Below are 22,972 nucleotides of genomic sequence, written 5' to 3'. Positions count from 1 at the left end.
GGGGGGAGCCACAACGGCATGTGGGACATGTCGATCCTCCAGGTCGTGCCGGGCCTGCGGCTCGCCGCGCCCCGCGACGTGACCCGGATGCGCGAGCTGCTCGACGAGGCGGTCGAGGTGTCCGACGCCCCGACCGTCGTCCGCTTCCCGAAGGGCCCGCCGCCCGAGGACGTCGAGGCGGTCGGCAAGGCCGGCGGCTGCGACGTGCTGGTCCGCGACGGTGCCCGCGACGTGCTCGTCGTCTCCGTCGGCGCGATGGCGCCGATCGCGCTCGACGTCGCCGCCCGCCTGCGCGACCAGGGCATCGGCGTCACCGTCGTCGACCCGCGCTGGGTGAAGCCGGTCGACCCCGCGCTGGTCGAGCTCGCCCGTACCCACCGCCGCGTCGTCACGATCGAGGACAACGGGATCGTCGGGGGAGTCGGCGCCGTGCTGCTCCAGACCCTGGCCGAGGCCGGCGTCGCCACGCCGGTGCGCCTGCACGGCATCCCCCAGGAGTTCCTCGACCACGCCAAGCGTGGGGCGATCCTCGACCGGATCGGCCTCACGGCGTCCACCATCGCGCTCCAGGCCGTCCACGACATCACTGCCGAGCCGGCGGAGGACCGCTCCCTCCTCGACGTCGACGGGAGCCGGTGAACTGAGGCTCAGCCTCGTCGCGCTGACCTGCGCGGCCCTCCTGCCGTTGGCGGCGTGCTCGGACGACCTGCCTCCGCCGACCTACTCCGGCAACGCCTACGACGACGTGGCGACCCTGATGCAGCGCACCCTCAACCAGCGTGCGGTGGCGCTCGAGACGCACGACCAGACCCGGTTCCGCCGGTCGCTGGACCGCACGGACGCGGGACTGCTCGACAGCGAGCAGGTCTACTTCGACAACCTCGGTGAGCTGCCGGTGGGCCGGCTGCGGTTCCGGGTGGTCGAGGACACGATCACGCCGGTCGAGGGCACCGACCTCGAGGGCAACCCGGAGTACTGGGCGGAGGTCGTCGTCGCGCTGCGCCTCGACGGCTTCGACTCCGCCGCGGTCCGGACCCGCGACCGCTTCCTGTTCGTGCCCAACGCCGACGGCAGCCGGCTGCTGGTCGGGTCGACGACCGACTACGCGTGGGAGACCGACCACCCGGGGAACGCCCAGCCGTGGGACCTCGGCAGGATCAACGTCGAGAGGGAGCCCGGCGTGCTGGGCATCTTCGACGACTGGACCGCGGACGACGCGCCGGCGGTGATGGACGCCGCGAGCGCGGGCCGCTCCGACGTCCGCTCGGTCCTCGGGGATGCCGGCGCCAAGGTCGACGGCGTCGTCGTCTACTCGCTGCAGGACCCGACCTTCCTCGACGGGCTCGCGGGACAGACCGTCGGGGACCCCGACCGGGCCGACGGCCTGACGATCGCCGTGCCGGTGGACGCACTCGCGCCGGGCAAGGGTGTGGCGTCGTACCGGATCTTCGTGAACCCGCGCGTGCTCTACGAACCGGCGCCGGTCGTGGGCCGGCTGGTGCGCCACGAGCTGACCCACGCGCTCCTCGGTGCCCGCGGCCGCGGCGCGCCGCTGTGGCTCAGCGAGGGCGTCGCCGAGTACGTCTCGGTCCGTCCGATGGCGCCCTCGCAGCGCCGGCTCCCGGCGCGTGCGCTGGACGTCGGCGCGACCGCGACCGACCTGCCGGGCGAGGCGGAGTTCGGGGGTGCCGACGCGGAGGCCTGGTACGCCGTGTCCTGGTGGGTCTGCGAGTACGTCGCTGCGACCTATGGCCAGGACGTCCTCTTCTCGCTGCTCGACCGGCTCGCCGGCGGTGCCGACCAGGCGAAGGTGCTGCCCGAGGTGCTCGGGATCAGCTCATCGCAGCTGGCCCAGCGCGGGGTCGCCCTGATGAGCACCGCCTACGACGGTTGAGCCCCGGCGGGGCGGGCACCGTCGCACCCGTGAGTCTCTTCCGCACCAAGTCCGTCGAGCAGTCCATCGCCGACACCGACGAGCCCGACCACAGGCTCCGCAAGGACCTCTCCGCGCTGGACCTGACGGTCTTCGGCGTCGGCGTGATCATCGGCGCCGGCATCTTCGTGCTGACCGGCACCGTCGCGGCGAGCAACGCCGGACCGGCGCTCGCGCTGAGCTTCGTCATCGCAGCAGTCGCCTGCGGGCTCGCGGCACTCTGCTACGCCGAGCTGGCCTCCACCGTGCCGGTCGCGGGCAGCGCCTACACCTTCAGCTACGCCACCCTCGGCGAGCTGGTCGCCTGGATCATCGGCTGGGACCTGGTGCTCGAGTTCACCGTCGGCGCGGCCGCGCTCTCCACCGGCTTCTCGGCCTACCTGCAGGAGGTGCTCGACATCGGCGGGGTGACGCTGCCGAGCCAGATCAGCTCGGCCGCCACGGGTGTCGTCGACCTGCCGGCCGTCGTCATCGCCCTCCTGGTGACCTGGATGCTGATCCGCGGCACGAAGTTCTCCAGCCGCTTCAACCAGGTCGTCGTCGCCCTCAAGCTGGTCGTGGTCGCCGCGGTGATCGTCGTCGGGATCGCGCACATCGACGTCAGCAACTGGACGCCCTTCATCCCCGACGCGCAGCCCGCCCCGGAGTCCAGCGGTGGCTTCGCCGACGTACCCCTGATCACCAGCCTGCTCGGCCTCGAGCCCGCCGTCTTCGGCCTCGCCGGGGTGATCTCCGGGGCGGCCATCGTGTTCTTCGCCTTCATCGGCTTCGACATCGTCGCCACCACCGCGGAGGAGACGAGGAACCCGCAGCGCGACGTCCCGATCGGCATCCTCGGCTCGCTCGCGATCGTGACGGTCCTCTACTCCGCGGTCAGCCTGGTCGTGACCGGGGTGCGCAGCTACCGGGACATCGATCCCGACAGTGCGGCGCCCCTCGCCGACGCCTTCGAGGGAGCCGGCGTCGACTGGATGCCCAACCTGATCTCCGTCGGGGCGTGCATCGGGCTGGTCGTCGTCGCGATGATCCTGATGCTCGGGCAGTCCCGCGTCGCCTTCGCGATGGCGCGCGACGGGCTGCTGCCGCGCCAGCTCGCCAAGGTGCACCCGGCCTACCGGACGCCGTACCGGATCACGATCGTCACCGGCCTGGCCGTGGCCGCGCTCGCCGGCTTCGTGGACCTCAGCACGCTGGCGCACCTGGTCAACATCGGGACCCTGTTCGCCTTCACGTTGGTCAGCATCGGGGTCGTGGTCCTGCGCCGGACCCGGCCCGACCTCCCGCGCGGCTTCCGCACCCCGGCGGCGCCGGTCGTCGCCGCGATCTCGGTGCTGATGTGCCTCTACCTGATGCTCAACCTGACGGGCGACACGTGGATCCGTTTCGTCGTCTGGATGGCGCTCGGCTGCGTCGTCTACGCGGTCTACGGCCGACGTCACAGCCGCCTCGGGCGCGCGGGTGAACCCCGGGGCAATAGTCTTTCCACGTGACTGCGCCGACCCGACTCGTCCACATCGTCGACGACGTCCCCGAGCTGGCCGATGTCGAGGGCCTCTCGATGGTGGTCGCGCTCGACGGTTTCCTCGACGCCGGCAACGCGGGGGCGCTCGCAGCCCGGCACCTGGTGCGCACCGGGGCGTCGTCCCCGGAGGGCGGTGGGGTGGTCGTCGCGACCTTCGACGTCGACGAGCTGCACGACTATCGTGCGCGCCGGCCCCCGATGACCTTCGCCCGCGACCACTACGAGGGCTACGAGGCCCCGCGCCTGGTCGTCCGGCTGCTGCACGACCACGGCGGGACGCCGTACCTGCTGCTCCAGGGGCCTGAGCCGGACATCCGGTGGGAGGCCTTCTGCCGCGCCGTCCTCGAGGTCGTCGAGCGCTTCCACGTGCAGCTCGTCGTCTCGGTCGGCTCGGTGCCGATGGCCGTGCCGCACACCCGCCCGATCGCGATCACCCACCACGCCAACAACGCCGACCTGCTGACCGGCACCAGCCCGTGGCGCGGCGAGCTGCGGGTCCCGAGCAGCGCGCAGGCGCTGCTGGAGGTCCGGCTCGGTGAGTGGGGCCACGACGCGCAGGGCTTCGTCGCCCACGTCCCGCACTACCTCGCGCAGCTCGACTACCCGCGCGCCTCGCAGGCGTTGCTGGAGCAGGTCGAGCTCGCCGCGCGGTTGACGATCGACCTCAACGAGCTCGGCGAGCTGGCCGAGGAGCGCGAGGAGGAGATCGGCCGCTACCTCTCCGCCAACGACGAGGTGCAGGAGGTCGTCACCGCGCTGGAGCAGCAGTACGACACCTTCGCGCGCGCCGAGGCGGAGGGCAGCAGCCTCCTCGCGGAGGACGAGCCCCTGCCGACCGGCGAGGAGATCGGCCGGCAGTTCGAGCAGTTCCTGGCCGGGCTCGAGGGCCCGGAGGAAACCGGAGGCGGACGTGAGTGACGGAGACGGTCGCGTGATGGGGGAGGCCACCCAGAAGCTGGTGGCGCTCCTCGACCTGGAGCAGCTCGACACCGACCTCTTCCGCGGACAGCAGCCGGAGACCATCCGCCAGCGCGTCTACGGCGGCCAGGTCGCCGCGCAGGCGCTGATCGCCGCGTCCCGCACGGTCGACGAGGGCTTCCAGGTGCACTCGCTGCACTCGTACTTCCTGCTGCCGGGCGACTACAACGTGCCGATCATCTACGACGTCGAGCGGATCCGCGACGGCAAGTCGTTCGCGACCCGGCGCGTGCTCGCCCGCCAGCACGGGCGCCCGATCTACTACCAGTCGCTCAACTTCCAGCGCCACGAGGAGGGGCTGGAGCACGAGGACGTCATGCCCGAGGTGAAGCCGCCCGAGGAGGGCCTGAACCTCATGGAGCTGATGGCCGAGCGCGGCACCGACGACGGGCTCAGCAAGGAGTGGGCGGCGCTCGACGTGCGTTGGCTCGGCAGCTCGGCGTACGGCCTCGACAAGGACCCGATGCACCCCGCGAAGGCGCAGGTGTGGATCCGCGTCGACGGCCGGCTCAGCGACGACCCGATGGAGCACCTCGCGACGTTCACCTACGCCAGCGACGTGTCCCTGCTCGGCGCGACCCTGGCCGCGCACCCGGACCACGGTCCGCAGAAGGTGCAGATGGCCTCGCTCGACCACACGATCTGGTTCCACCGGCCGTTCCGGGCCGACGAGTGGTGGCTCTACGACCAGTGGTCGCCCTCGGCGAGCGGCGGACGAGGTCTCGCGCTGGGACGGGTCTTCACCCAGGACGGGACCCTCGTCGCCACGGTTGCCCAGGAGGGGCTGATCCGCCCCTCCCGCTGAGCTCGAGCGACGCGAAGGGCCGGCCTCCGGGAGGAGACCGGCCCTGCGTCGTATCCCTGGGTCAGAGGGCGGTGGTACGACCCAGCAGGTGCGGGGCGCCCGTCTTCGGGTTGACCAGCGTGAAGTCGTAGCCGGTCGCCGTCTGCTCGGCGCCGAACTGCGCCTTGCCGGGCAGGAAGATCGGCTTCTTGAACGCGACCTCGACCGTGACCGCGTCGGGCAGCCGGTTCTCCAGCGCCGCGATGCAGCGGGCCTTGCTCCACATGCCGTGCGCGATGTGACGCGGGAAGCCCAGCGCCTTCGCGGTCAGCGGGTAGAGGTGGATCGGGTTCCGGTCGCCCGACACGGCGCCGTACGTCCGGCCGATGTTCTCCGGGATCCGCCAGACCGGGCCCTTGGCCGTGATCGCGTTGAGCGACATCCCCGGGTCACCGTTCTCCTTGTCGCCCTTCCCGACCCGCAGGTACGTCGACACGGACTCCCAGACGACCTCGTCACCGACGGTGCCGGTCACGTTCATGTCCCAGGCGCGGCCCTTGGTGCTGTCGCGCAGGTTGTCGGCCACGAGCTTCAGCGACACCGTCTCGCCGATGGCGACCGGGCGGTGCTGGGTGATCGTGTTCTCCAGGTGCACCGAGCCGATGGCCGGGAACGGGAACTTCGCGTCGGTCATCAGCTGCATGTGCAGCGGGAACGCCAGCATGTGCAGGTAGGGCACCGGCGCGACGTCGCGGTTCGGGAAGCCGCACACGGCGGCGTACCGCTCGACGGCGGTGCGCTCGACGAGGACGTCGTTGCGCTCGAGCACCAGGTCCGGCAGCGCGCCGCCGGTCTTCTTGATGCCCGGCAGCTGGTTCACGCCGGGGACCGCGGGCAGCGCGGCCTTCAGCATCACGGGGAGCGCCATGTCAGGCACCCAGCATCATCTGGCCGCAGACCCGCACGACGTTGCCGTTGACGGCGGTCGAGGCGGGGGAGGCGTACCAGGCGATGGTCTCGGCCACGTCGACCGGCAGGCCGCCCTGCGACATGGCGTTGAGGCGCTGGCCGACCTCGCGGGTGGCGAACGGCACGGCTGCGGTCATCTGGGTGATGATGAAGCCCGGCGCGACGGCGTTGATCGTGATGCCGTCCTTCAGCTTCTCGCTCAGCGAGTCGACGAAGCCGATGACGCCCGCCTTCGACGCGGCGTAGCTGGTCTGGCCCAGGTTGCCCGCGATGCCGGCGATCGACGCGACGCCGATGATCCGGCCGTTCGCGTTGATGACGTCCTGGGCGAGCAGCTCGGCGGTGATCCGCTCCGGCGCCTCCAGGTTGATCTGCAGCACCTTGCCGAAGCGCTCCGGCGTCTGGTTGGCGAGCTTCTTGTCCATCGTGACGCCCGCGTTGTGCACGACGATGTCGACGCCGCCGTGCTTCTCCTTGAGGTGGTGCGCGATCCGCTGCGGCGCGTCCACGGAGGTGATGTCGAGGGTCAGCCAGTCGCCGTCGAGCTCGTTCATGACCTTGACCAGGTCGTCGGCCGCCTGGGGTACGTCGAGGCCGACGATCTTCGCGCCGTCGCGGTGCAGCACGCGGGCGATCTCCTCGCCGATGCCGCGGCTCGCGCCGGTCACGAACGCGACCTTGCCGGCGAGCGGCTGGGTCCAGTCGGCGAGCGCCGAGCCGTGGGTCTCCTCGTGGGCGCCGATCCGCACGACCTGGCCGGACACGTAGGCCGACTTGGGGCTGAGGAGGAAGCCGAGCGTGGAGAGGACCGAGTCCTCGTAGCCCTCGGCGACGTACACGAGCTGGACGGTGCCGCCCTTGCCGATCTCCTTGCCGAGGCTGCGGGTGAAGCCCTCGAGCGCGCGCTGGGCGATCTGCTCGCTGCCCTCGACCAGGCCCGGGGGCGTGCCGATCACGACGACACGGGCGCAGCTCTTGAGGCTGCGCAGCACGGGGGTGAAGAAGCCCTGCAGCTCGACGAGCTCCTCGACGCTTGCGATGCCGGTGGCGTCGAAGACCAGGCCCTTGTACTTCTCGCCGTCCTCCTGGGCGCGCGCCGAGGCGATGCCGAGGACGTCGAGCAGACCGGGGAGGGACTCGATGAGGCGACCGCGGCCGCCGACGAGCACGGTGCCGTTGACCAGCGGGTCGCCGGCCGTGTAGCGGTCCAGCTTGGTCGGGTTCGGCAGTCCGAGGTTCTTGACGAGGAGCTTGCCGATCGGGGAGCTCACGAAGCCCTGGTACTTGTCAGTCATGTGCACCATGTAACTAGATGTGTAACTCTGAGTCCACATTTCGTGATCTCGCCCTCAAAGGGTTCTCCCGGGGGCTTGGCTAGGTGAGGATTGATCCATGACCGAGACCGTTCGTCGTGCCGCCGTACTCGGCGGTAACCGCATCCCGTTCGCCCGCTCCAACGGGGCCTACGCCACCGCCTCCAACCAGGAGATGTTCACCGCCGCCCTGGACGGGCTCGTCGCCCGCTTCGGGCTCGAGGGCGAGCGCATCGGCGAGGTCGCCGGTGGCGCCGTGCTGAAGCACAGCCGCGACTTCAACCTGGTCCGCGAGTCGGTCCTCAGCACCCGCCTCGCGCCGGAGACCGCCGGTGTCGACCTGCAGCAGGCCTGCGGTACCGGCCTCCAGGCGATCAACTACATCGCCAACAAGATCAAGCTCGGCCAGATCGACTCCGGCATCGGCGGCGGCGTCGACACCACGTCCGACGCCCCGATCGCCATCTCCGAGAAGCTCCGCAAGAAGCTCCTCAAGGTGAACTCGGCCAAGACCACCGCCGACCGCCTCAAGATCCTCGCCTCGATCCGCCCCGGCGACATCGGCATCGCGGCCCCGTCCAACGGCGAGCCCCGCACCGGCCTGTCCATGGGCGACAGCCAGGCGCTGACCGCCCTCGAGTGGCAGATCACCCGCGAGGCCCAGGACGAGCTGGCCGTCACCTCGCACCACAACCTCGCGGCGTCGTACGACGAGGGGTGGCAGGACGACCTGGTCACCCCCTTCCGTGGCCTCGAGCGCGACAACAACCTGCGCGGCGACTCCTCGCTGGAGAAGCTCGCCAAGCTCAAGCCGGTCTTCGGCAAGGGCGAGGCGGCCACGATGACCGCCGCCAACTCGACCCCGCTGACCGACGGTGCGTCCGCCGTGCTGCTGGGCTCCGAGGAGTGGGCCGCCGAGCACGGCCTGGAGGTGCTGGCCTACTTCGTCGACTCCGAGGTCGCCGCCGTCGACTTCGTCAACGGTGCCGAGGGCCTGCTCATGGCGCCGGCGTACGCCGTCCCGCGGATGCTGGCCCGCAACGGCCTGACCCTGCAGGACTTCGACTTCTACGAGATCCACGAGGCCTTCGCCTCGCAGGTGCTCTCGACCCTCGCCGCGTGGGAGAGCCCGGTGTTCTGCAAGGAGCGCCTCGGCCTCGACGCCCCGCTGGGCTCGATCGACCGCAGCAAGCTCAACGTCAAGGGCTCCTCGCTCGCCGCGGGCCACCCGTTCTCGGCCACCGGTGGCCGGATCGTGGCCAACACGGCCAAGCTGCTCAAGGCCAACGGTGGCGGCCGGGCGCTGATCTCGGTCTGCGCGGCCGGCGGCCAGGGCGTCGTCGCGATCATGGAGCGCTGAGGCTCCCGCACGGCTCAACGCGAAGCGGCCCGCCCGGATCACTCCGGGCGGGCCGCTTCGTCGTACGGAACCGATGTCAGGCGGAGGCGAGGTCCGCGGTGACCAGCGCGAGCGCCGAGTTCACCATGTAGTCGCGGACCTGTGCGGCCGAGATCTCGCCGACCGTCGGGATGCCCGGCGCGATCTCGCTGACGAGGATGCCCAGGCGGGCCAGCTGCAACGCACCCAGACCCGAGGCGTACAGCGCGTTGGCGAGCAGCACCGGGTCGTCGCTCAGCACGAACGCGCCCTTCTCGACGCCGCCCGCGAGGGTGCTGGAGAGGACCGTCAGGCACGACGTGATGCCCCGGCCGAGCCGGAACAGCGGTCCCTCGGCGATCTCGTCGAGGAGCTCGTCGCCGGGCCGCACCATCAACGCCTGCGCGCAGTCGACGAATGCGGGGTGCGCGACGCCGTAGTCGACGAAGGCGCCGACGATCGACCGCAGCTGCTCACGCGGGACGTCGGTGCCGGCCGCGGCCGCTGCCATGGCGTCGTGCAGCTCGTCGAGGTAGCCGACCAGGGTGAGCGCGAACAGCTCCTCCTTGCCGGTGAAGTGCCGGTAGACGATCGCCCGGTTGATCCCGACCGCGGTCGCGATCTCCTCGATCTGCACGTCCCGCACGCCCTTGGAGTCGAAGATCTCCCGCGTCGCGGCGATGATCTCGGCCTGCCGTGCGCGTCGCCGCGCGGCGGCCGCCTTGCGGCGCCCGTCAGTCGCCGGTGCGTTCGTCATGGGAGAAGTGTACGGCTCGTGAAACTCGGAGTTGCAACACCTGTGACGAGTCGGTCAGGAACCCATCGCAGCGAGGGAGAAGGCCGCGTATGCCACGAAGGCACCGAACGCACCCAACGTCCCCCACATCATCCCCAGGCCGACCTGCCGTGTCGGCCGCCAGAGCGCGAGCAGCAGCCCGGTGACAGCCACCTGTACGGCCACCGCGAAGCAGAGAGGCTGCCAGAAGTCCTGGGGCGCGGCTCCCTGGACCGTCGGGTTCGCGCTGTCCACGCTCCCCACGACGGCGAGGATCACCAGGAGCTGTACGACGACGCTCGCCGCGGTGATCCACGTCGTCAGCCAGAACGTGGACAGTCGTCCGGTGGTCGTGGTCCCAAGGGTGTGGCTCATACTCCGATGCTCCCTGACGAAGCTCCGCTTCGTCAGGGAAAATGGGTGACTCAGCCGCCGGCGAGCGCGCGCACGGTCTCGATCGTGTCCGCCTCGTCGGCACCCTTGTCGTCGCGGTACCGCACCACCCGCGCGAACCGCAGCGCCAGCCCACCGGGGTAGCGGGTCGACCGCTGCAGTCCGTCGAACGCGATCTCGACGACCTGCTCCGGGCGGAGCGTGACGACCCAACCGTCGTCGCTCATCTCCAGCTCGCGGAAGCGCGAGGTCTGCCAGGCGAGCATCTCGTCGGTCATCCCCTTGAAGGTCTTGCCGAGCATCACGAACCCGGTCGGCGACGAGGGGTCGCGGGCGCCGAGGTGGATGTTGGAGAGCCAGCCGCGACGGCGCCCGGAGCCGTGCTCGACGGCGAGGACGACCAGGTCGAGGGTGTGGACGGGCTTCACCTTGACCCAGGCCGAGCCCCGGCGCCCGGCGTCGTACGGCGCCCCGGCGTCCTTGACCACGACGCCCTCGTGGCCGTCGGCGAGGGACTGGGCGGTGAAGGCCTCGGCGTCCGCGGGGGAGGTGCCGACCCAGCGCTGCACCCGGTACGCCGGCGGGACGATCCGTTCGAGGGCCGCCCAGCGCTCGTGGGCGGGCCGGTCGATCAGGTCGGTGCCGTCGAGGTGGAGCACGTCGAAGAAGTAGGGAACGACGACCGAGCCGGCGCCGGACCCGGTGCCCGAAGCGGTGCGGGAGGCGGTCTCCTGGAAGGGCCGTGGCCGGCCGTCGTCGGCGAGCGTCATCGCCTCGCCGTCGAGCACGACCCGGGAGACGGGCAGGGAGCGCGCGACGGCGACCACGTCGGCGAGGCGGTCGGTGATGTCATCGAGGCTGCGGGTGGCGACCACGACCTCGTCGCCGTCGCGGTGCACCTGGATCCGGATCCCGTCGAGCTTGGCGTCCACGCCGACGACCCCGTCGGGGCCTGCCGCCTTTGCGACGGCTGCGGCGACGTCGGGGGCGGAGGAGGCGAGCATCGGCAGGACGGGGCGCCCGACGGTGAGTCCGACGGCGTCCAGTGCCTCGCGTCCGGCGAAGGCCGCGTCGACGACGTAGGTCGTGCCGCCCGCCAACATCGCCGCCCGTCGTACGACGGCCAGCGGCATCCCGGTCGCGACCGCCAGCGCCTCCGTGGTCACCGCTTCGAGCGCACCCTGGCGCACCTCGCCGACGACGACCGCGCGCAGCCAGGCCTGCTCGGCGGCGGTCGCGCGGCCGAAGAGCTCCTCCGCGGCCGACGATCGCGCGCCCGCGGAGCCCGGCCCCGACAACGCGGCCATGGCGGCGAAGGCCGCGTCGACCTCCAGCGGCGTCAGCGACGCCTCGGTGGCGGGGGAGGGCAGCGTGGCCATCGACCGCCACCCGAGTCCGGTACGACGCTGGCGCAGCCGCCCGCTCAGGTAGTGGGCCACGAGCGAGCGCTCCTCAGGGGAGCAGGCGAGCAGGAGCGCAGCGATCAGCTGCACCTTCTCCTTGCGCGAGCGGGTCCCGGCGACGGCGCTGGAGGTGTCGACCAGCTCCCTCAGCAACATGACGTCAGGCCTAGAGCGTCGCTTCGAGCACCGCTGCGCTGACCGCGCCGTCGATCACCTGCTCGTAGACCTCGTCGAGGTCGAGCAGGGCGGCGCTGGTGCCGGACAGGTCGCCGAAGTAGCCGGCGACCTCGAGCGACACGAAACCGTGGAGGGAGGCGAAGAGGGCCATCGCCGTCTGCAGCAGGCGCTCCTCGGGCAGGCCGGCGGAGCGGACCATCACGGCGAGCGCCTCGATCGCATCGAGCGCGGCGGCGTAGAAGCCCTCGCGGTCGATCGGGGGCCGGGTGAGCGCGGCGTAGCGCTGCGGGTGGGTACGGGCGAAGGTGCGCAGCTCGCGGCTCAGTGCCCGCAGGCCGTCGGTGCCGGCGTGGCCCATCGCGGCGGCGCGGACGTGCTCGCCGAGCATCCGCATGGCGCGGACCTGGACGAGCGCGCGCAGGTCCTCGAGGTTCGCGACGTGGTTGTAGAGCGAGGAGACCCGGGCCTCGAGCTCGGCGGCGAGCGAGGTCATGGTCAGGGCGTCGTACCCGTCGCGGTCGACGAGGGCCTCGGCGGCCTGCAGCACGGCCTCCTGGTCGAGGCGGCCGCGCCGTCCGCGCGTGGTGTCGATGGTCAACTGCCCCTCCGGGAGCGTGAGGCGGTGAAAGTGATTCGTTCCTGCGCGAGAGAGCCTAGTCCAAAGGTGACCCGTAGGCTGCGCAAGATGAAAGCGCCGGACGCCGAACGCCTGTGGCAGCCGGGCCGCCCGGTCCCGGTGACGGCGATCCTGCGCCAGCAGCGCCGGGGCGGGGGAGACCCCACCCACCGCTTCGACGTCGAGGGCCGCCACTGGCGCGCCAGCCGCACGCCGGAGGGCCCGGTCGCGCTCGCCGTCGCCGACCAGGACGGAGCCGGAGTCATCCGCGCCGAGGCCTGGGGTCCGGGTGCGGCGTGGGCGCTCGACCAGCTGCCCGCGCTGCTCGGCGACCTCGACGACTGGTCCGGGTTCGACCCGCGGCACCCCGTGCTCGCCGAGGCCCGGCGGATGCACCCGCACCTGCGCCTGGGCCGCACCGGCCGGGTGCTGGAGGCGATCGTGCCCGCCGTCATCGAGCAGAAGGTGACCGGCCAGGAGGCCTTCGCCGGCTTCCGTGCCCTGGTACGCCGCCACGGCGAGCCCGCGCCGGGACCCGGTCCCCGGGTCGGGCTGATGGTGCCCCCCGACGCCGCCACGCTCCGCGCGATCCCGTCGTGGGAGTGGCACCGCCTGCACATCGACCCCGCCCGCAGTCGGGCGGTCGTCACGGCCGCGCGCCACGCCGACGCGCTCGAACGGATCACCCTCGGATCCGCTGTGACCGGATCCGAGACCGGATCCGACACGGGAGACGAGGCCGAGCGCCGGCTCAGGAGCCTGCCCGGCGTGGGCGTCTGGACCAGCGCCGAGGTGCGGCAGCGGGCGTTCGGGGACCCCGACGCCGTGTCGTTCGGCGACTACCACGTGGCCAAGGACGTGGGCTGGGCGCTGACGGGGGAGCCGTTCGACGACGCGCAGCTGGCGTCGTACCTCGAGCCGTGGCGCGGTCAGCGGGGTCGGGTGCCCTTCCTCGTGGGGGCCGCCGGGCTGTACCGTCCGCGGCGCGGGCCACGGATGGCGCCACGAGATCATCTGCAGCGTGACCTATTCCCGTGATATCTGTTACACCGAGCAACAGGCAGGTGTTCGGGCTGGATCCGCAGGCTCCCAGGCAGCGGTGAACGACAGGGGTGAGGCATGGCAAGGGTGACGTGGGCTGCCCTCGTGGAGGCTCCCCCGACCGTTGTCGCCGCCTTCCTGCGCGACGCCGACGCCGTCGCACTGGTCGACGCGATCCGCGCCGCGAGCGACGACGAGCTCGTTGCGTTGACGCAGGACGCGCAGCGAGGATCGTCCGTCGTGGAGGGCGTGCTGCACCGCCTCACCGACCTCGCCGTGCCCGCCCAGCTCGCGGGCATGGACTGCCGGGTGCGCTGGGAGTCCGCCACGCGGGCGGGCGGGAGCCACGTGCTGACCTTCCGCGACGGCGCGGTCGACGTCGCCCCCGGCACCGGTACGACGGACGTCGTGGTCCGCGGCTCCGACCTCCAGCTGCTGCGGCTGGTCGCCGGCCAGCTCGACGTGGCGGTGGCCTACCTCGGTGGCCGGCTCGCCCTCAGCGGCACGAGCAGCACCGCGCTGGCCCTCGCCGCGCTCTTCGCCGTCGACGGCACCGCCCCGGTCACGGGGCAGCCGGTCGACGCCCGCGACATCGACCCGGTCGACATCGCCCGGGTCCTGCACGGCGTCCCCGCCGACCACCTGCGGTCGGTGCTGGCGTCGGACTTCAGGCCGGTCATCCTCGAGGAGATCTTCGAGCGGATGCCGGCCTTCGTGAACGGCCGAAAGGCAGCAGGCGTCCAGATCACGGTCGGCTTCAGGTTGACCGGGCGCCCCGACGGAGAGGTGGACCGTTACGTGCTCCGACTCAGAGACGGTCAGGCGACCGTCCTCGCCGGTGCGGCGGCTGATGCCGTCGACCGGCAGGACCGCCATGCGACCGTGACCTGCGAGGCGGCCGACTTCCTGCGGCTGGTGACCGGGCACCTCAGCGCGGTGTCCGGCGTGCTGCGCGGCCAGCTGAAGGTGCGTGGTGACAAGACTGCCGCACTGCGGCTGAACGCAGCCTTCGACATCCCGACGGCGGTCGCCTGATGAGCGCCGTGGTGGCGAGCGGTCGCTCCCTCTTCGACAACATGACGGGCCGGTTCAAGGCCGGTGTCGTCACGACCGGTGAGCTGGTCAAGCTCGCGGTGGAGTCCATCCAGTGGGGCTTCTCCGACATCATGGCCCGCCGGTTCTCCTGGTCGGAGTTCCTGATCCAGTGCTGGTTCATGACCCGCGTCGCGCTGCTGCCGACGATCCTGGTCTCGATCCCGTTCGGCATCATCACCTCGGTCCAGATCGGGGCGGCGGCCAACCAGATCGGTGCCCAGTCCTTCATCGGAGCGGTCAACGGCATCGGCGTGCTCCGGCAGGGCGCGCCTCTCGTGACCTCGCTGATGGTGGCCGGTGCCGTCGGGTCGGCGATCTGCTCCGACCTCGGCGCGCGTACGGTGCGTGAGGAGATCGACGCGCTGAAGGTCATGGGCATCTCGCCCATCCAGCGCCTGGTCGCCCCGCGCATCCTCGCCGCGCTGCTCGTGTCCGTGCTGCTCACCGTGATCGTCGCGATGACCGCGATGACGACCGCCTTCGTGATCGTCGTCGGCCAGGGCCAGATCTCCTCCGGCACCTACATGGACTCCTTCGTCGGGCTGGCCCAGCCGGCCGACTTCATCCTCGCCGAGTTCAAGGCCTTCATCTTCGGGTTCGTCGCGACGATCGTCGCCGCCCACAAGGGCCTCACCGCGAGAGGTGGCCCGAAGGGTGTCGCCGACGCGGTCAACCAGGCCGTCGTCCTGAGCGTGATCCTGCTGGCCGTGATCAACGTCGGCCTGACGCAGGCCTACGTGATGCTCTTCCCCGGAGGTGCGTGATGTCAGAGGTCCAGCTCGGACGCGGCATCGGAGCCCGGTTCTCCGACGCACTGGTGGGCGTCACCGACGGGGTGATGAAGAGCCTCGCGACGCTCGGTGACTTCGTCACCTTCGCGATCAAGGTCTTCCGTGAGGTCCCCGCGACGGTGACGATGTACCCCAAGGAGACGCTGCGCCAGATCAAGGACATCGCCTGGGGCAGCGGCGCGCTGCTCGTCGGCGGCGGCACGGTCGGCGTGATGATCCTGCTCTCGGTGGCGGCCGGAACGTCGATCGGCATCGAGGGCTTCAACGGCCTCGAGATCGTCGGCCTCGCGCCGCTCACCGGCTTCATCTCCGCCAGCGCCAACACCCGTGAGCTCGCCCCACTGATCGCCGCCCTCGCGCTCGGCGCGCAGGTCGGGTGCCGGTTCACCGCGCAGATCGGCTCGATGAAGCTCCACGAGGAGGTCGACGCCCTCGAGGTGATGGCGGTCAGCGCGATGCGCTACGTCGTGACCACGCGGGTCATCGCCTGCATGGTCGCGATCCTGCCGCTCTACATGATCGGCCTGATCGGCTCGTACGTCGCGTCGCAGGCCTCGGTCGTCCTGTTGTTCGGGCAGTCGCCCGGTCAGTACGACCACTACTTCTCGACGTTCATCCAGGGCAGGGACATCCTCTTCTCGGTCATCAAGATCCTGATCTTCGCCCTGACGGTGGCCCTGATCCACAGCTGGTACGGCATGCGGGTCTCAGGTGGCCCCCAGGCCGTCGGCGAGGCCACCGGCACCGGCATCCGTGCCTCGATCGTCTCCATCGTCGTGCTCGACATGGTCCTCACCCTGTTGTTCTGGGGCGGCGACCCTGGCTTCCGGATCTCGGGGTGAGGTGACCACATGGCACGCGTAATCTCTCGCAACCAGCTCGCTCGACGCGGGCTGATCACCCTGGTAGCCCTGCTGGTCATCGGCACGTTCGTCACGCTGCGCACCAACGGGACCTTCGGCTCCCAGCCGCACGTCACGGCCGACGTCGCCAACGCCGGCGGCTCGCTCCGCTCCGGCTCCGACGTCAAGATGAACGGCGTCATCGTGGGCAAGGTCCACGAGGTCCGCCGCGCCGACAACGGCGACGGCGTCACGGTCGACATGGCGATGTCGAAGGAGGACCTGAAGGCGGTCCCCGCCAACGTCGTCGCCCGGATCCTCCCGGCCACGGTGTTCGGCACGACCTTCGTGGACCTCGTCGTCCACGGTGCGCCGACCGGTGAGCTCAAGGCCGGCGACAGCGTGAAGGCGGACTCCTCGCAGGGCACGCTGGAGCTCCAGCAGGCGCTCGACGACATCGACCGGCTGACCAAGGCCCTCGGCCCGGCGGAGCTCGCCTCGGCCATCGGCTCGGCGGCCGAGGCCCTCGACGGCCGCGGCAACCAGATCGGCCAGACGGTCCGGACGCTGAACTCCTACCTCGACCGGCTCAACCCGCGCATGCCCCAGGTTCGCTCCGACCTGCAGCAGCTGGCGCAGACCACCCGCCTCGTCGACGAGATCGCGCCCGACCTGCTCGACGCGACCGACGACGCGCTGGTCGCGATGAACACGATCGTGACCCAGGAGGCCGCGATCACGGCCCTGCTGAGCGGTGGTACGACGCTGGCCCGCACGGGCAGCGGGTTCCTGGCGAGGAACCAGGCCAACCTGGTGAAGTTCATCAACGGCTCGGCGGTCCTGATCGACGCGGTGCACGACAACCGTCGCGCGGGCATCACCGACGCCCTGGCCATCAACATCGCCCTCGGCACCACGTTGCCGAAGGCCGTCCGAGAGGGATTCGTGAACACGGACGGGACGATCAAGCTCGGCGTGCCGCCGTACTACAAGAGCAGCCAGCGCCCGCAGTTCCGCACTGCCGGGACGAGCGATGCCGGCTTCGCCTCCCTGGGAGGTGGCCGATGACCGGACTTCGCACCATCGCGATCAAGTTCGCGGCCTTCGCCGTCGTGAGCGGGTTGCTGATGATCCTGTTGGTCAACACGATGAACAACGGCGTGAGCGGCGACACCCGCGAGTTCACGGCCCAGTTCACCGACGTGAGTGGCCTCCGCAAGGGCGACGACGTCAAGGCCGCCGGCGTCCGCGTCGGCCAGGTCACCGGCATCAAGGCCACCGACGAGGGCGCGCAGATCACCATCGAGCTGGTCGACGACCAGGCGCTGCTCGACAACACCAAGCTCGTGATGCGCTACCAGAACCTGCTCGGCCAGCGCTACATCGGCTTGGTCCAGCCGGCCCAGCGCGGCAAGGAGCTGTCGGGCGGCGCCGACGTCCCCGTGGCGCAGACCGACCCGGGCTTCGACCTGACCGAGCTGCTCAACGGCTTCCGACCGCTGTTCAAGGTGCTGCAGCCCGGCGACGTCAACACCCTGGCCAGCTCGCTGATCAAGGTGCTCCAGGGGGAGGGCGGCACGATCGAGCAGCTGCTCGCGCAGACCGGTGAGCTCAGCAACTTCCTCGCGGATCGCGACGGGGTGATCGGTGAGGTCATGACGAACCTCAAGCCGGTCCTCGACAACCTCGCGGGCCAGGGCGACGAGCTGACCAACACCGTCCAGGAGCTGCGCGCCCTGATGACCGGGCTCGCGAAGGACCGCAAGTCCATCGGCGCCTCGATCGACGGCGTCAGCCGTCTGGTCGGTGCGACGAGCTCCCTGCTCAGGGAGGTCAAGGTGCCCCTGATCAAGGCGTCCGACCGCCTGGTCACGGTGGCCGACATGTTCTACCGCTCGCGCAACCACCTCAAGGACGCGGTTCCCGCCTTCACGACGGTGTTCGAGTCCCTGGGCCGCGCGACGTCGTACGAGAACGCGCTCAACGTCTACGTCTGCTCCCTGTCGATCGCCATCGGGGCGAACAGCAAGGGCATCAATCCGGCCGGCAACAACGGCCCGTGGCGACAGGTGTGCCGATGAAGCCCATGAACGAGCGCGATCCGCTGCGGATCGGCATCATCACCCTGATCGTGATCGGCCTGATCGGCGCCGGCGTGGTGGTGCTCAGCGTCGCCAACTTCGGCACGAAGACCTACACCGCGGTGCTGGAGCACACGGCCGGCCTGCGCAAGGGCGAGGACGTCCAGGTCCACGGCGTGAACTCCGGCAAGGTGACCGGGATCGAGCTGGAGGACGACCACGTGCTGGTCACCTTCGCCCTCGACTCGGGCATCGACCTGGGCGACCGCAGCACGGCGACCGTCAAGGTCGCGACGCTGCTCGGCAGCCACTACCTCGAGGTCGACCCCAAGGGGTCGGGCAGCCTGGCCGGCGAGCAGATCCCGCTCGACCGCACCGACGTGCCCTACAACCTGCAGGACGTCATCGAGGAGGGCTCCGACGCCCTCGACGAGCTCGACCCCGAGCTGCTGGCCAAGGCGCTCACGTCCATGGCCGGCACGCTCGGCGCGAGCCAGGACGAGATCGGCCCGGCGCTCGAGGGCGTCGCCCGGCTGTCCGAGGTGATCTCGAAGCGCTCGGGCCAGGTCGGCGACCTGCTCGAGTCGACCCGCAAGGTGACCGACCAGCTCTCCGACAGCAGCCAGGACATCGTCGGGCTGATGAAGCAGGCGAACCTCGTGATCAGCGAGATCACCGCCCGTAGGGAAGCCATCCACCGGCTGCTGGTCGAGACGACCGAGCTGTCCCGGGCGATCACCGCGGTCGTGAAGTCGACCGACGGCAAGCTCCAGCCGGCGCTCAAGGACATCAAGGCGGTCCTGGCAACGCTCAACAGCCAGGACGTGAAGCTGACCACGCTGCTGGAGAACATGGCGCCCGCCGTCCGGTACGTCGCCAACGCCACCGGCAGCGGTCCGTTCCTCCCGCTCTACCTGAAGCCGCCGGCCATCCCCGGCGACGACACGACCTGCAAGCTGCAGGGGGCCTGCTGATGCGTACCAAGCACACTCTCCGTGCCGTCGGGGCGCTCGTCGCCGTCGTCGCCGTCCTGCTCACCTCCGGGTGCAGCTCGGTCACCGGTGGCGGCAAGATGACGGTCAAGGCCTACCTGGCGGACTCCGCAGGTCTCTTCGTCGGCAACGACGTGGGGGTCCTGGGCGTGACCGTCGGCGAGATCACCGCGATCGAGCCCGCGGGCGACAAGGTCCTGGTGACGATGGAGGTCGACAGCGACCAGCCGATCCCGGCCGACGCCGGGGCGGTCGTGGTCGCCCGGTCGGTCGCCACGGACCGCTACGTCGAGCTGACCCCGGTCTACCGCAAGGGCGAGAAGATGGCCGACGGGACGACCATCCCGATCGACAAGACGCAGACCCCGGTCGACTTCGACCAGGTCCTGTCCTCGCTCAACGAGTTCGCCACCGGCATCGGCGGCAACAAGGAGACGACCCAGGCCGTCCAGCGGTTCATCGATGCCGGCACCAAGGCCCTGCAGGGCCGCGGGCCGCTGCTGAACCAGACGATCCACTCGCTGGCGGACGGTGTCGACGGCATCGCCTCGCAGCGCGAGGACGTGGCCGCCACGCTCAAGTCGCTCGACGTGCTCCTGACGACGATCGCGTCCAACGAGTCGACGGCGCGGACCTTCATCCAGCAGGTGTCGCGGGCCTCCAAGCAGCTGGCCGACGAGCGGGAGAACTTCCGCTCGGCGCTGCGCTCGCTCGACTCCGCGGTCACGGAGGTCGCCGAGTTCGCGGTCGACAACCGGCAGATGATCGTCGACAACGTCAACGGCACGTCGCGCCTGATGAAGACCCTGCTGTCGAAGCAGGACCGCCTCGAGGAAGTCCTGCGCGTGATGCCCCTGGCCCTGGAGAACCTGAAGATGATCAAGGGCGACCGGCTCCCGGTGCGGATCGACCCGCTCATCCTCGACCCGCTGGGTGGGGTGCTGCAGACGGTGTGCGCGAGCCTGCCGCTGAACCTGTGCGACCTCATCGACGGAAGCCAGATCGGACAGTGATGCGGACGATGACGATGCGAACGACGACCGCACGCGCTGCGCTGGTCGGCGTACTGGCCCTCGGGGTCGGCGCCACGTCGGCCTGCGGCACGACGATGCGTGACCTGCCGATCCCCGGCACCGGCGTCTCGGGCGACACGATCGAGGTGAAGGCCCAGTTCGACGAGGCCCTGAACCTCGCCATCGGCGCCCCGGTGAAGGTCAACGGCGTCGACATGGGCAAGGTCAAGGACGTCACGGTCGACGACTTCATCGCCGAGGCGACGCTGACCCTCAAGTCGGACGCGGAGCTGCACGAGGGCGCCCACGCGCGGCTGCGCTACACCACGCCGCTCGGTGAGCTCTTCGTCGACGTGACGAACCCGGCCACGGGCAACCTGCTGGGCGACAACGCCACGCTGGAGCTCAAGGACACCGAGACCGCGCCGACGGTCGAGGACGCCCTGGCCCAGGCCTCGCTGCTCATCAACGGTGGTGGCCTCGAGCAGCTGCAGACGGTGACCGAGGAGCTCAACACCGCGCTCAACGGCAACGAGGGCGACTACCGCACCCTGCTCGACCGCGCCTCGGTCTTCCTGACCCAGGCCAACTCGACCAGCCAGAGCATCGACGCGGTGCTGACCTCGCTGAACTCGCTGTCCAAGACGCTCAACTCGCGCAAGGACACGATCAACCGGGCGGTCCGCGAGATCGCGCCGGCGGCGAAGGTGCTGCGGGAGAAGACCCCGCAGTTCACCGAGCTGCTCGCCGAGGTCGAGAAGTTCACCGGAGCGGCCAACGAGACCGTGACCGCCACGCGGTCGCAGCTGCTCACGCTGCTGAAGGAGATCGAGCCGGTGCTCGCCGAGTTCGCCAAGAACAACGGCACCTTCGACACCTCGCTGCAGCGGATCATCAAGGCGTCGTCGGCGGCGGACAACATCATCGCCACCGACTACCTCAACATCAAGCTCGAGCTGCACCTCGACGGCATCGACGCCGGCGGCCTGGTGCAGGGCACCCTCGGCGGGATCCTGAAGCTGCTCGGTCTCGACCCGAACGCCGCCGGCATCGGCGGCCTGCTCGACAACCTGGGCCTGGGCAATCTCCTCGGCGGTCGTACGACGACCACCAAGCCCGCCACGTCGGGCAAGCCGAAGCCGTCGGGCACGTCCAGCGGGTCGGGTGGTTCGCACACCGGATCGGACCCGTTGGGTCTCAACGCGCTCCTGAGTGGGCTGCTCGGAGGGGGACGCTGACATGAAGATCCTGGGCAACAAGCTCTACCTGAGCCTGATCGGCATCATCCTGGTGCTGATCTTCGCGGTCGCCTACGTGTTCTCCGCCGTCCTCGACCAGCCGCTCACGTCGCGGCCGGTCGAGGTGAAGGTCGAGCTCGCGCAGACCGGTGGCCTGTTCGAGGGCTCCGCGGTGACCTACCGCGGCATCAAGGTCGGCAAGGTCCGCTCGATCGTGCCGGCGGAGAGTGGCGTCGTCGCGACGGTGGCGATCACCTCCGGCACCGACATCCCCAAGGACTCGCTCGCCAAGGTGCGCAGCCTGTCGCCGGTCGGTGAGCAGTACCTCGACTTCCAGCCTGCCAAGACCGGTGGCCCCTTCCTCGCGTCGGGCGACACCGTCCCCGCCACGTCGACCGACCTGCCGAAGAGCCTGAGCTCGACCGTCATCGCGGTCAACAAGGTGCTGCGGCAGATCGACGACAAGAAGCTGCGGATCGTCCTGAGCGAGCTCAGCACGGGTCTCAAGGGCACGGGTGAGGACCTCGGCACGATCCTCGACCAGGGCACCGCGATCCTGGAGACGCTGGACGCCGTGTGGCCGGAGACGGACCGCGTGATCAGCAACTCCGGGTCGGTGCTGTCGATCGCGACCGACAACGCCGACTCCCTGCGCCAGCTCGCGACGTCGTCGAAGAAGTTCGCCGCCTTCCTCAGGTCCTACGACCCGGAGCTGCGCCGGATGCTCAAGCGCGGTCCCGGGCAGATCAACGAGATGGTCAAGCTGATCAAGGACGCCAACGAGGTGCTGCCGGGCTTCCTGGCCACCGGGGTCAGCTTCACCGACATCTTCGAGTCCTACGAGCCGCACCTGCGGGCGCTCCTGCAGAACTACGCCCCGGGCCTGCGCTCGGTGCTCGCCAAGGTCCAGGGCGGCGAGCTCCGGATCCAGATCATCGCCGACAAGGACCCGCGGTGCAGCTACGGCACCACGCGTCTCGACCCGAAGGTCAACGAGCGTCGCTCGCTGCAGAAGAACGGCCGCTGTGCCGCGTCGTTCCGCACGCTGCAGCGCGGTGCCGCCCATGCGCCGGGCCCGGTCAAGTAGCGTGACGCGGGTGAGGGGACGTCGATTCGGTGCGGTTGTCGCAGGTCTCGGGCTCGTGCTGTCCCTCGGGCTGACCGCCTGCGGTGACAACGGCAGTGACGAGGCGGGACTCCGCGACCAGATCCGCACGCTCCAGGCGGAGAAGAAGGCCAACGAGGACGCCGTCACGGCGGCCAAGGCGTTCGTGGCGAAGGTGACGACGTACTCCTACAAGGCCGGCGAGCACGACTTCGGCTGGGTCGAGGAGCTGCAGAACGAGAAGGTCCGCAGCCAGTTCGAGGAACGCGTCGACGACCTCAAGAAGGCCATCGAGACCAGCAAGACGTCGGCGAAGGGCCAAGTCGTCGAGGCGATGGGCCGCGTCGTCGACGAGACCCAGGTCGAGGTGCTGGCGTTCGTCGACCAGGCGATCACCGACCCGTCCGGCGAGGTCAGCGTCGAGGAGTCGAGCATCACCCTGACGATGAAGCTCGACGAGGACAGCGGTGACTGGCAGGTCGACACGCTGACGTTCCTGAACCAGGTCGACTCCTGAACGCCCCGCTCGTCCC

General features: G+C 70.4%; 23 protein-coding genes. 17 read left to right on the top strand and 6 right to left on the bottom strand.

The window, feature by feature from the left end:
* From ASE20_RS25380 to ASE20_RS00435, 5 genes are all read left to right on the top strand, one after another.
* A partial coding sequence (locus ASE20_RS25380; protein WP_321163732.1) for a transketolase C-terminal domain-containing protein occupies positions 1-639 on the top strand: 639 nt, incomplete at its 5' end.
* Positions 640-685: 46 nt separating this feature from the next.
* Entirely contained in the window at positions 686-1,894 is a 1,209-nt protein-coding gene (locus ASE20_RS00450) for a hypothetical protein (protein WP_056892572.1), read from the top strand.
* A gap of 29 nt (positions 1,895-1,923) precedes the next feature.
* The gene (locus tag ASE20_RS00445) at positions 1,924-3,423 is read left to right on the top strand and encodes an amino acid permease (protein ID WP_056892571.1); all 1,500 of its coding nucleotides are present in this window, start codon (positions 1,924-1,926) and stop codon (positions 3,421-3,423) included.
* Positions 3,420-4,373 (top strand): PAC2 family protein, encoded by a 954-nt coding sequence (locus tag ASE20_RS00440; RefSeq protein WP_056892570.1) that lies wholly within the window; start codon positions 3,420-3,422, stop codon positions 4,371-4,373. The genes ASE20_RS00445 and ASE20_RS00440 overlap by 4 nt, the downstream gene beginning before the upstream one ends.
* Positions 4,366-5,238: an acyl-CoA thioesterase II gene (locus ASE20_RS00435; RefSeq protein WP_318655564.1), complete on the top strand. Its 873-nt coding sequence runs from the start codon at positions 4,366-4,368 to the stop codon at positions 5,236-5,238. Before ASE20_RS00440 ends, ASE20_RS00435 begins: the two co-directional genes overlap by 8 nt.
* 61 nt (positions 5,239-5,299) lie before the next feature.
* Here the strand turns inward: ASE20_RS00435 and ASE20_RS00430 are convergent, their stop codons facing one another.
* Together ASE20_RS00430 and ASE20_RS00425 are read right to left on the bottom strand one after the other, a co-directional pair.
* On the bottom strand, positions 5,300-6,145 hold the full coding sequence (locus ASE20_RS00430; protein ID WP_082612026.1) for a MaoC family dehydratase: 846 nt from the start codon (positions 6,143-6,145) through the stop codon (positions 5,300-5,302).
* A 1-nt stretch (position 6,146) separates the two neighbouring features.
* Positions 6,147-7,481 carry a 3-oxoacyl-ACP reductase gene (locus ASE20_RS00425; protein WP_056893043.1) on the bottom strand — a complete coding sequence of 445 codons (1,335 nt, stop codon included), beginning with the start codon at positions 7,479-7,481 and terminating at the stop codon, positions 6,147-6,149.
* A gap of 97 nt (positions 7,482-7,578) precedes the next feature.
* On the opposite strand from ASE20_RS00425, the gene ASE20_RS00420 reads away from it, so the two are divergent.
* Positions 7,579-8,859, top strand: a complete 1,281-nt coding sequence (locus ASE20_RS00420; RefSeq protein ID WP_056892569.1) for an acetyl-CoA C-acetyltransferase — start codon at positions 7,579-7,581, stop codon at positions 8,857-8,859.
* Between the two features lie 76 nt (positions 8,860-8,935).
* On the opposite strand, the gene ASE20_RS00415 is transcribed toward ASE20_RS00420, so the two are convergent.
* From ASE20_RS00415 to ASE20_RS00400, 4 genes are read right to left on the bottom strand one after another with little or no spacing between them, the layout of a single operon-like run.
* Entirely contained in the window at positions 8,936-9,634 is a 699-nt protein-coding gene (locus ASE20_RS00415; protein WP_056892568.1) for a TetR/AcrR family transcriptional regulator, read from the bottom strand.
* A gap of 54 nt (positions 9,635-9,688) precedes the next feature.
* Entirely contained in the window at positions 9,689-10,027 is a 339-nt protein-coding gene (locus tag ASE20_RS00410; protein ID WP_056892567.1) for a hypothetical protein, read from the bottom strand.
* A gap of 50 nt (positions 10,028-10,077) precedes the next feature.
* The gene (locus ASE20_RS00405) at positions 10,078-11,604 is read right to left on the bottom strand and encodes an ATP-dependent DNA ligase (protein ID WP_056892566.1); all 1,527 of its coding nucleotides are present in this window, start codon (positions 11,602-11,604) and stop codon (positions 10,078-10,080) included.
* A 10-nt stretch (positions 11,605-11,614) separates the two neighbouring features.
* Positions 11,615-12,223, bottom strand: coding sequence for a TetR/AcrR family transcriptional regulator (locus ASE20_RS00400; protein WP_056892565.1), 609 nt, complete (start codon positions 12,221-12,223; stop codon positions 11,615-11,617).
* An 87-nt stretch (positions 12,224-12,310) separates the two neighbouring features.
* Between ASE20_RS00400 and ASE20_RS00395 the strand changes: the two genes are divergently transcribed.
* The 11 genes from ASE20_RS00395 (at position 12,311) to ASE20_RS00345 (ending at position 22,956) form a co-directional block, all read left to right on the top strand.
* On the top strand, positions 12,311-13,279 hold the full coding sequence (locus ASE20_RS00395) for a DNA-3-methyladenine glycosylase family protein (protein WP_056892564.1): 969 nt from the start codon (positions 12,311-12,313) through the stop codon (positions 13,277-13,279).
* An 81-nt stretch (positions 13,280-13,360) separates the two neighbouring features.
* Complete coding sequence (locus ASE20_RS00390) at positions 13,361-14,317, top strand: SCP2 sterol-binding domain-containing protein (RefSeq protein WP_082612025.1); 957 nt, start codon at positions 13,361-13,363, stop codon at positions 14,315-14,317.
* On the top strand, positions 14,317-15,141 hold the full coding sequence (locus tag ASE20_RS00385) for an MlaE family ABC transporter permease (RefSeq protein WP_082612024.1): 825 nt from the start codon (positions 14,317-14,319) through the stop codon (positions 15,139-15,141). Before ASE20_RS00390 ends, ASE20_RS00385 begins: the two co-directional genes overlap by 1 nt.
* Positions 15,141-16,010 carry an MlaE family ABC transporter permease gene (locus ASE20_RS00380; RefSeq protein WP_225868962.1) on the top strand — a complete coding sequence of 290 codons (870 nt, stop codon included), beginning with the start codon at positions 15,141-15,143 and terminating at the stop codon, positions 16,008-16,010. Before ASE20_RS00385 ends, ASE20_RS00380 begins: the two co-directional genes overlap by 1 nt.
* A 9-nt stretch (positions 16,011-16,019) precedes the next feature.
* On the top strand, positions 16,020-17,078 hold the full coding sequence (locus ASE20_RS00375; protein ID WP_056892562.1) for an MCE family protein: 1,059 nt from the start codon (positions 16,020-16,022) through the stop codon (positions 17,076-17,078).
* Entirely contained in the window at positions 17,075-18,091 is a 1,017-nt protein-coding gene (locus tag ASE20_RS00370) for an MCE family protein (RefSeq protein ID WP_056892561.1), read from the top strand. Before ASE20_RS00375 ends, ASE20_RS00370 begins: the two co-directional genes overlap by 4 nt.
* Complete coding sequence (locus ASE20_RS00365) at positions 18,088-19,065, top strand: MCE family protein (RefSeq protein WP_082612023.1); 978 nt, start codon at positions 18,088-18,090, stop codon at positions 19,063-19,065. The genes ASE20_RS00370 and ASE20_RS00365 overlap by 4 nt, the downstream gene beginning before the upstream one ends.
* The gene (locus ASE20_RS00360; RefSeq protein WP_056892559.1) at positions 19,065-20,096 is read left to right on the top strand and encodes an MCE family protein; all 1,032 of its coding nucleotides are present in this window, start codon (positions 19,065-19,067) and stop codon (positions 20,094-20,096) included. Before ASE20_RS00365 ends, ASE20_RS00360 begins: the two co-directional genes overlap by 1 nt.
* Positions 20,097-20,104: 8 nt before the next feature.
* Entirely contained in the window at positions 20,105-21,334 is a 1,230-nt protein-coding gene (locus ASE20_RS00355) for an MCE family protein (protein WP_162260975.1), read from the top strand.
* A gap of 1 nt (position 21,335) precedes the next feature.
* On the top strand, positions 21,336-22,421 hold the full coding sequence (locus ASE20_RS00350) for an MCE family protein (RefSeq protein WP_056892557.1): 1,086 nt from the start codon (positions 21,336-21,338) through the stop codon (positions 22,419-22,421).
* Between the two features lie 10 nt (positions 22,422-22,431).
* The gene (locus tag ASE20_RS00345) at positions 22,432-22,956 is read left to right on the top strand and encodes a hypothetical protein (RefSeq protein WP_157538346.1); all 525 of its coding nucleotides are present in this window, start codon (positions 22,432-22,434) and stop codon (positions 22,954-22,956) included.
* Positions 22,957-22,972: the final 16 nt, after the last annotated feature.

Source organism: Nocardioides sp. Root240 (assembly GCF_001428825.1).
Lineage (GTDB): Bacteria > Actinomycetota > Actinomycetes > Propionibacteriales > Nocardioidaceae > Nocardioides.
Note: the sequence above shows the minus strand (reverse complement) of the source record. Positions and strands in the feature narration are given on the sequence as shown.

Coding starts and splice junctions, on each gene's coding strand:
- ASE20_RS00410 (WP_056892567.1), bottom strand. CDS start 10,027: ATGAGCCACACCCTTGGGACCACGACCACCGGACGACTGTCCACGTTC.
- ASE20_RS00360 (WP_056892559.1), top strand. CDS start 19,065: ATGCGTACCAAGCACACTCTCCGTGCCGTCGGGGCGCTCGTCGCCGTC.
- ASE20_RS00375 (WP_056892562.1), top strand. CDS start 16,020: ATGGCACGCGTAATCTCTCGCAACCAGCTCGCTCGACGCGGGCTGATC.
- ASE20_RS00380 (WP_225868962.1), top strand. CDS start 15,141: ATGTCAGAGGTCCAGCTCGGACGCGGCATCGGAGCCCGGTTCTCCGAC.
- ASE20_RS00425 (WP_056893043.1), bottom strand. CDS start 7,481: ATGACTGACAAGTACCAGGGCTTCGTGAGCTCCCCGATCGGCAAGCTC.
- ASE20_RS00415 (WP_056892568.1), bottom strand. CDS start 9,634: ATGACGAACGCACCGGCGACTGACGGGCGCCGCAAGGCGGCCGCCGCG.
- ASE20_RS00405 (WP_056892566.1), bottom strand. CDS start 11,604: ATGTTGCTGAGGGAGCTGGTCGACACCTCCAGCGCCGTCGCCGGGACC.
- ASE20_RS00355 (WP_162260975.1), top strand. CDS start 20,105: ATGACGATGCGAACGACGACCGCACGCGCTGCGCTGGTCGGCGTACTG.
- ASE20_RS00430 (WP_082612026.1), bottom strand. CDS start 6,145: ATGGCGCTCCCCGTGATGCTGAAGGCCGCGCTGCCCGCGGTCCCCGGC.
- ASE20_RS00395 (WP_056892564.1), top strand. CDS start 12,311: ATGAAAGCGCCGGACGCCGAACGCCTGTGGCAGCCGGGCCGCCCGGTC.
- ASE20_RS00385 (WP_082612024.1), top strand. CDS start 14,317: ATGAGCGCCGTGGTGGCGAGCGGTCGCTCCCTCTTCGACAACATGACG.
- ASE20_RS00365 (WP_082612023.1), top strand. CDS start 18,088: ATGAAGCCCATGAACGAGCGCGATCCGCTGCGGATCGGCATCATCACC.
- ASE20_RS00370 (WP_056892561.1), top strand. CDS start 17,075: ATGACCGGACTTCGCACCATCGCGATCAAGTTCGCGGCCTTCGCCGTC.
- ASE20_RS00350 (WP_056892557.1), top strand. CDS start 21,336: ATGAAGATCCTGGGCAACAAGCTCTACCTGAGCCTGATCGGCATCATC.
- ASE20_RS00420 (WP_056892569.1), top strand. CDS start 7,579: ATGACCGAGACCGTTCGTCGTGCCGCCGTACTCGGCGGTAACCGCATC.
- ASE20_RS00390 (WP_082612025.1), top strand. CDS start 13,361: ATGGCAAGGGTGACGTGGGCTGCCCTCGTGGAGGCTCCCCCGACCGTT.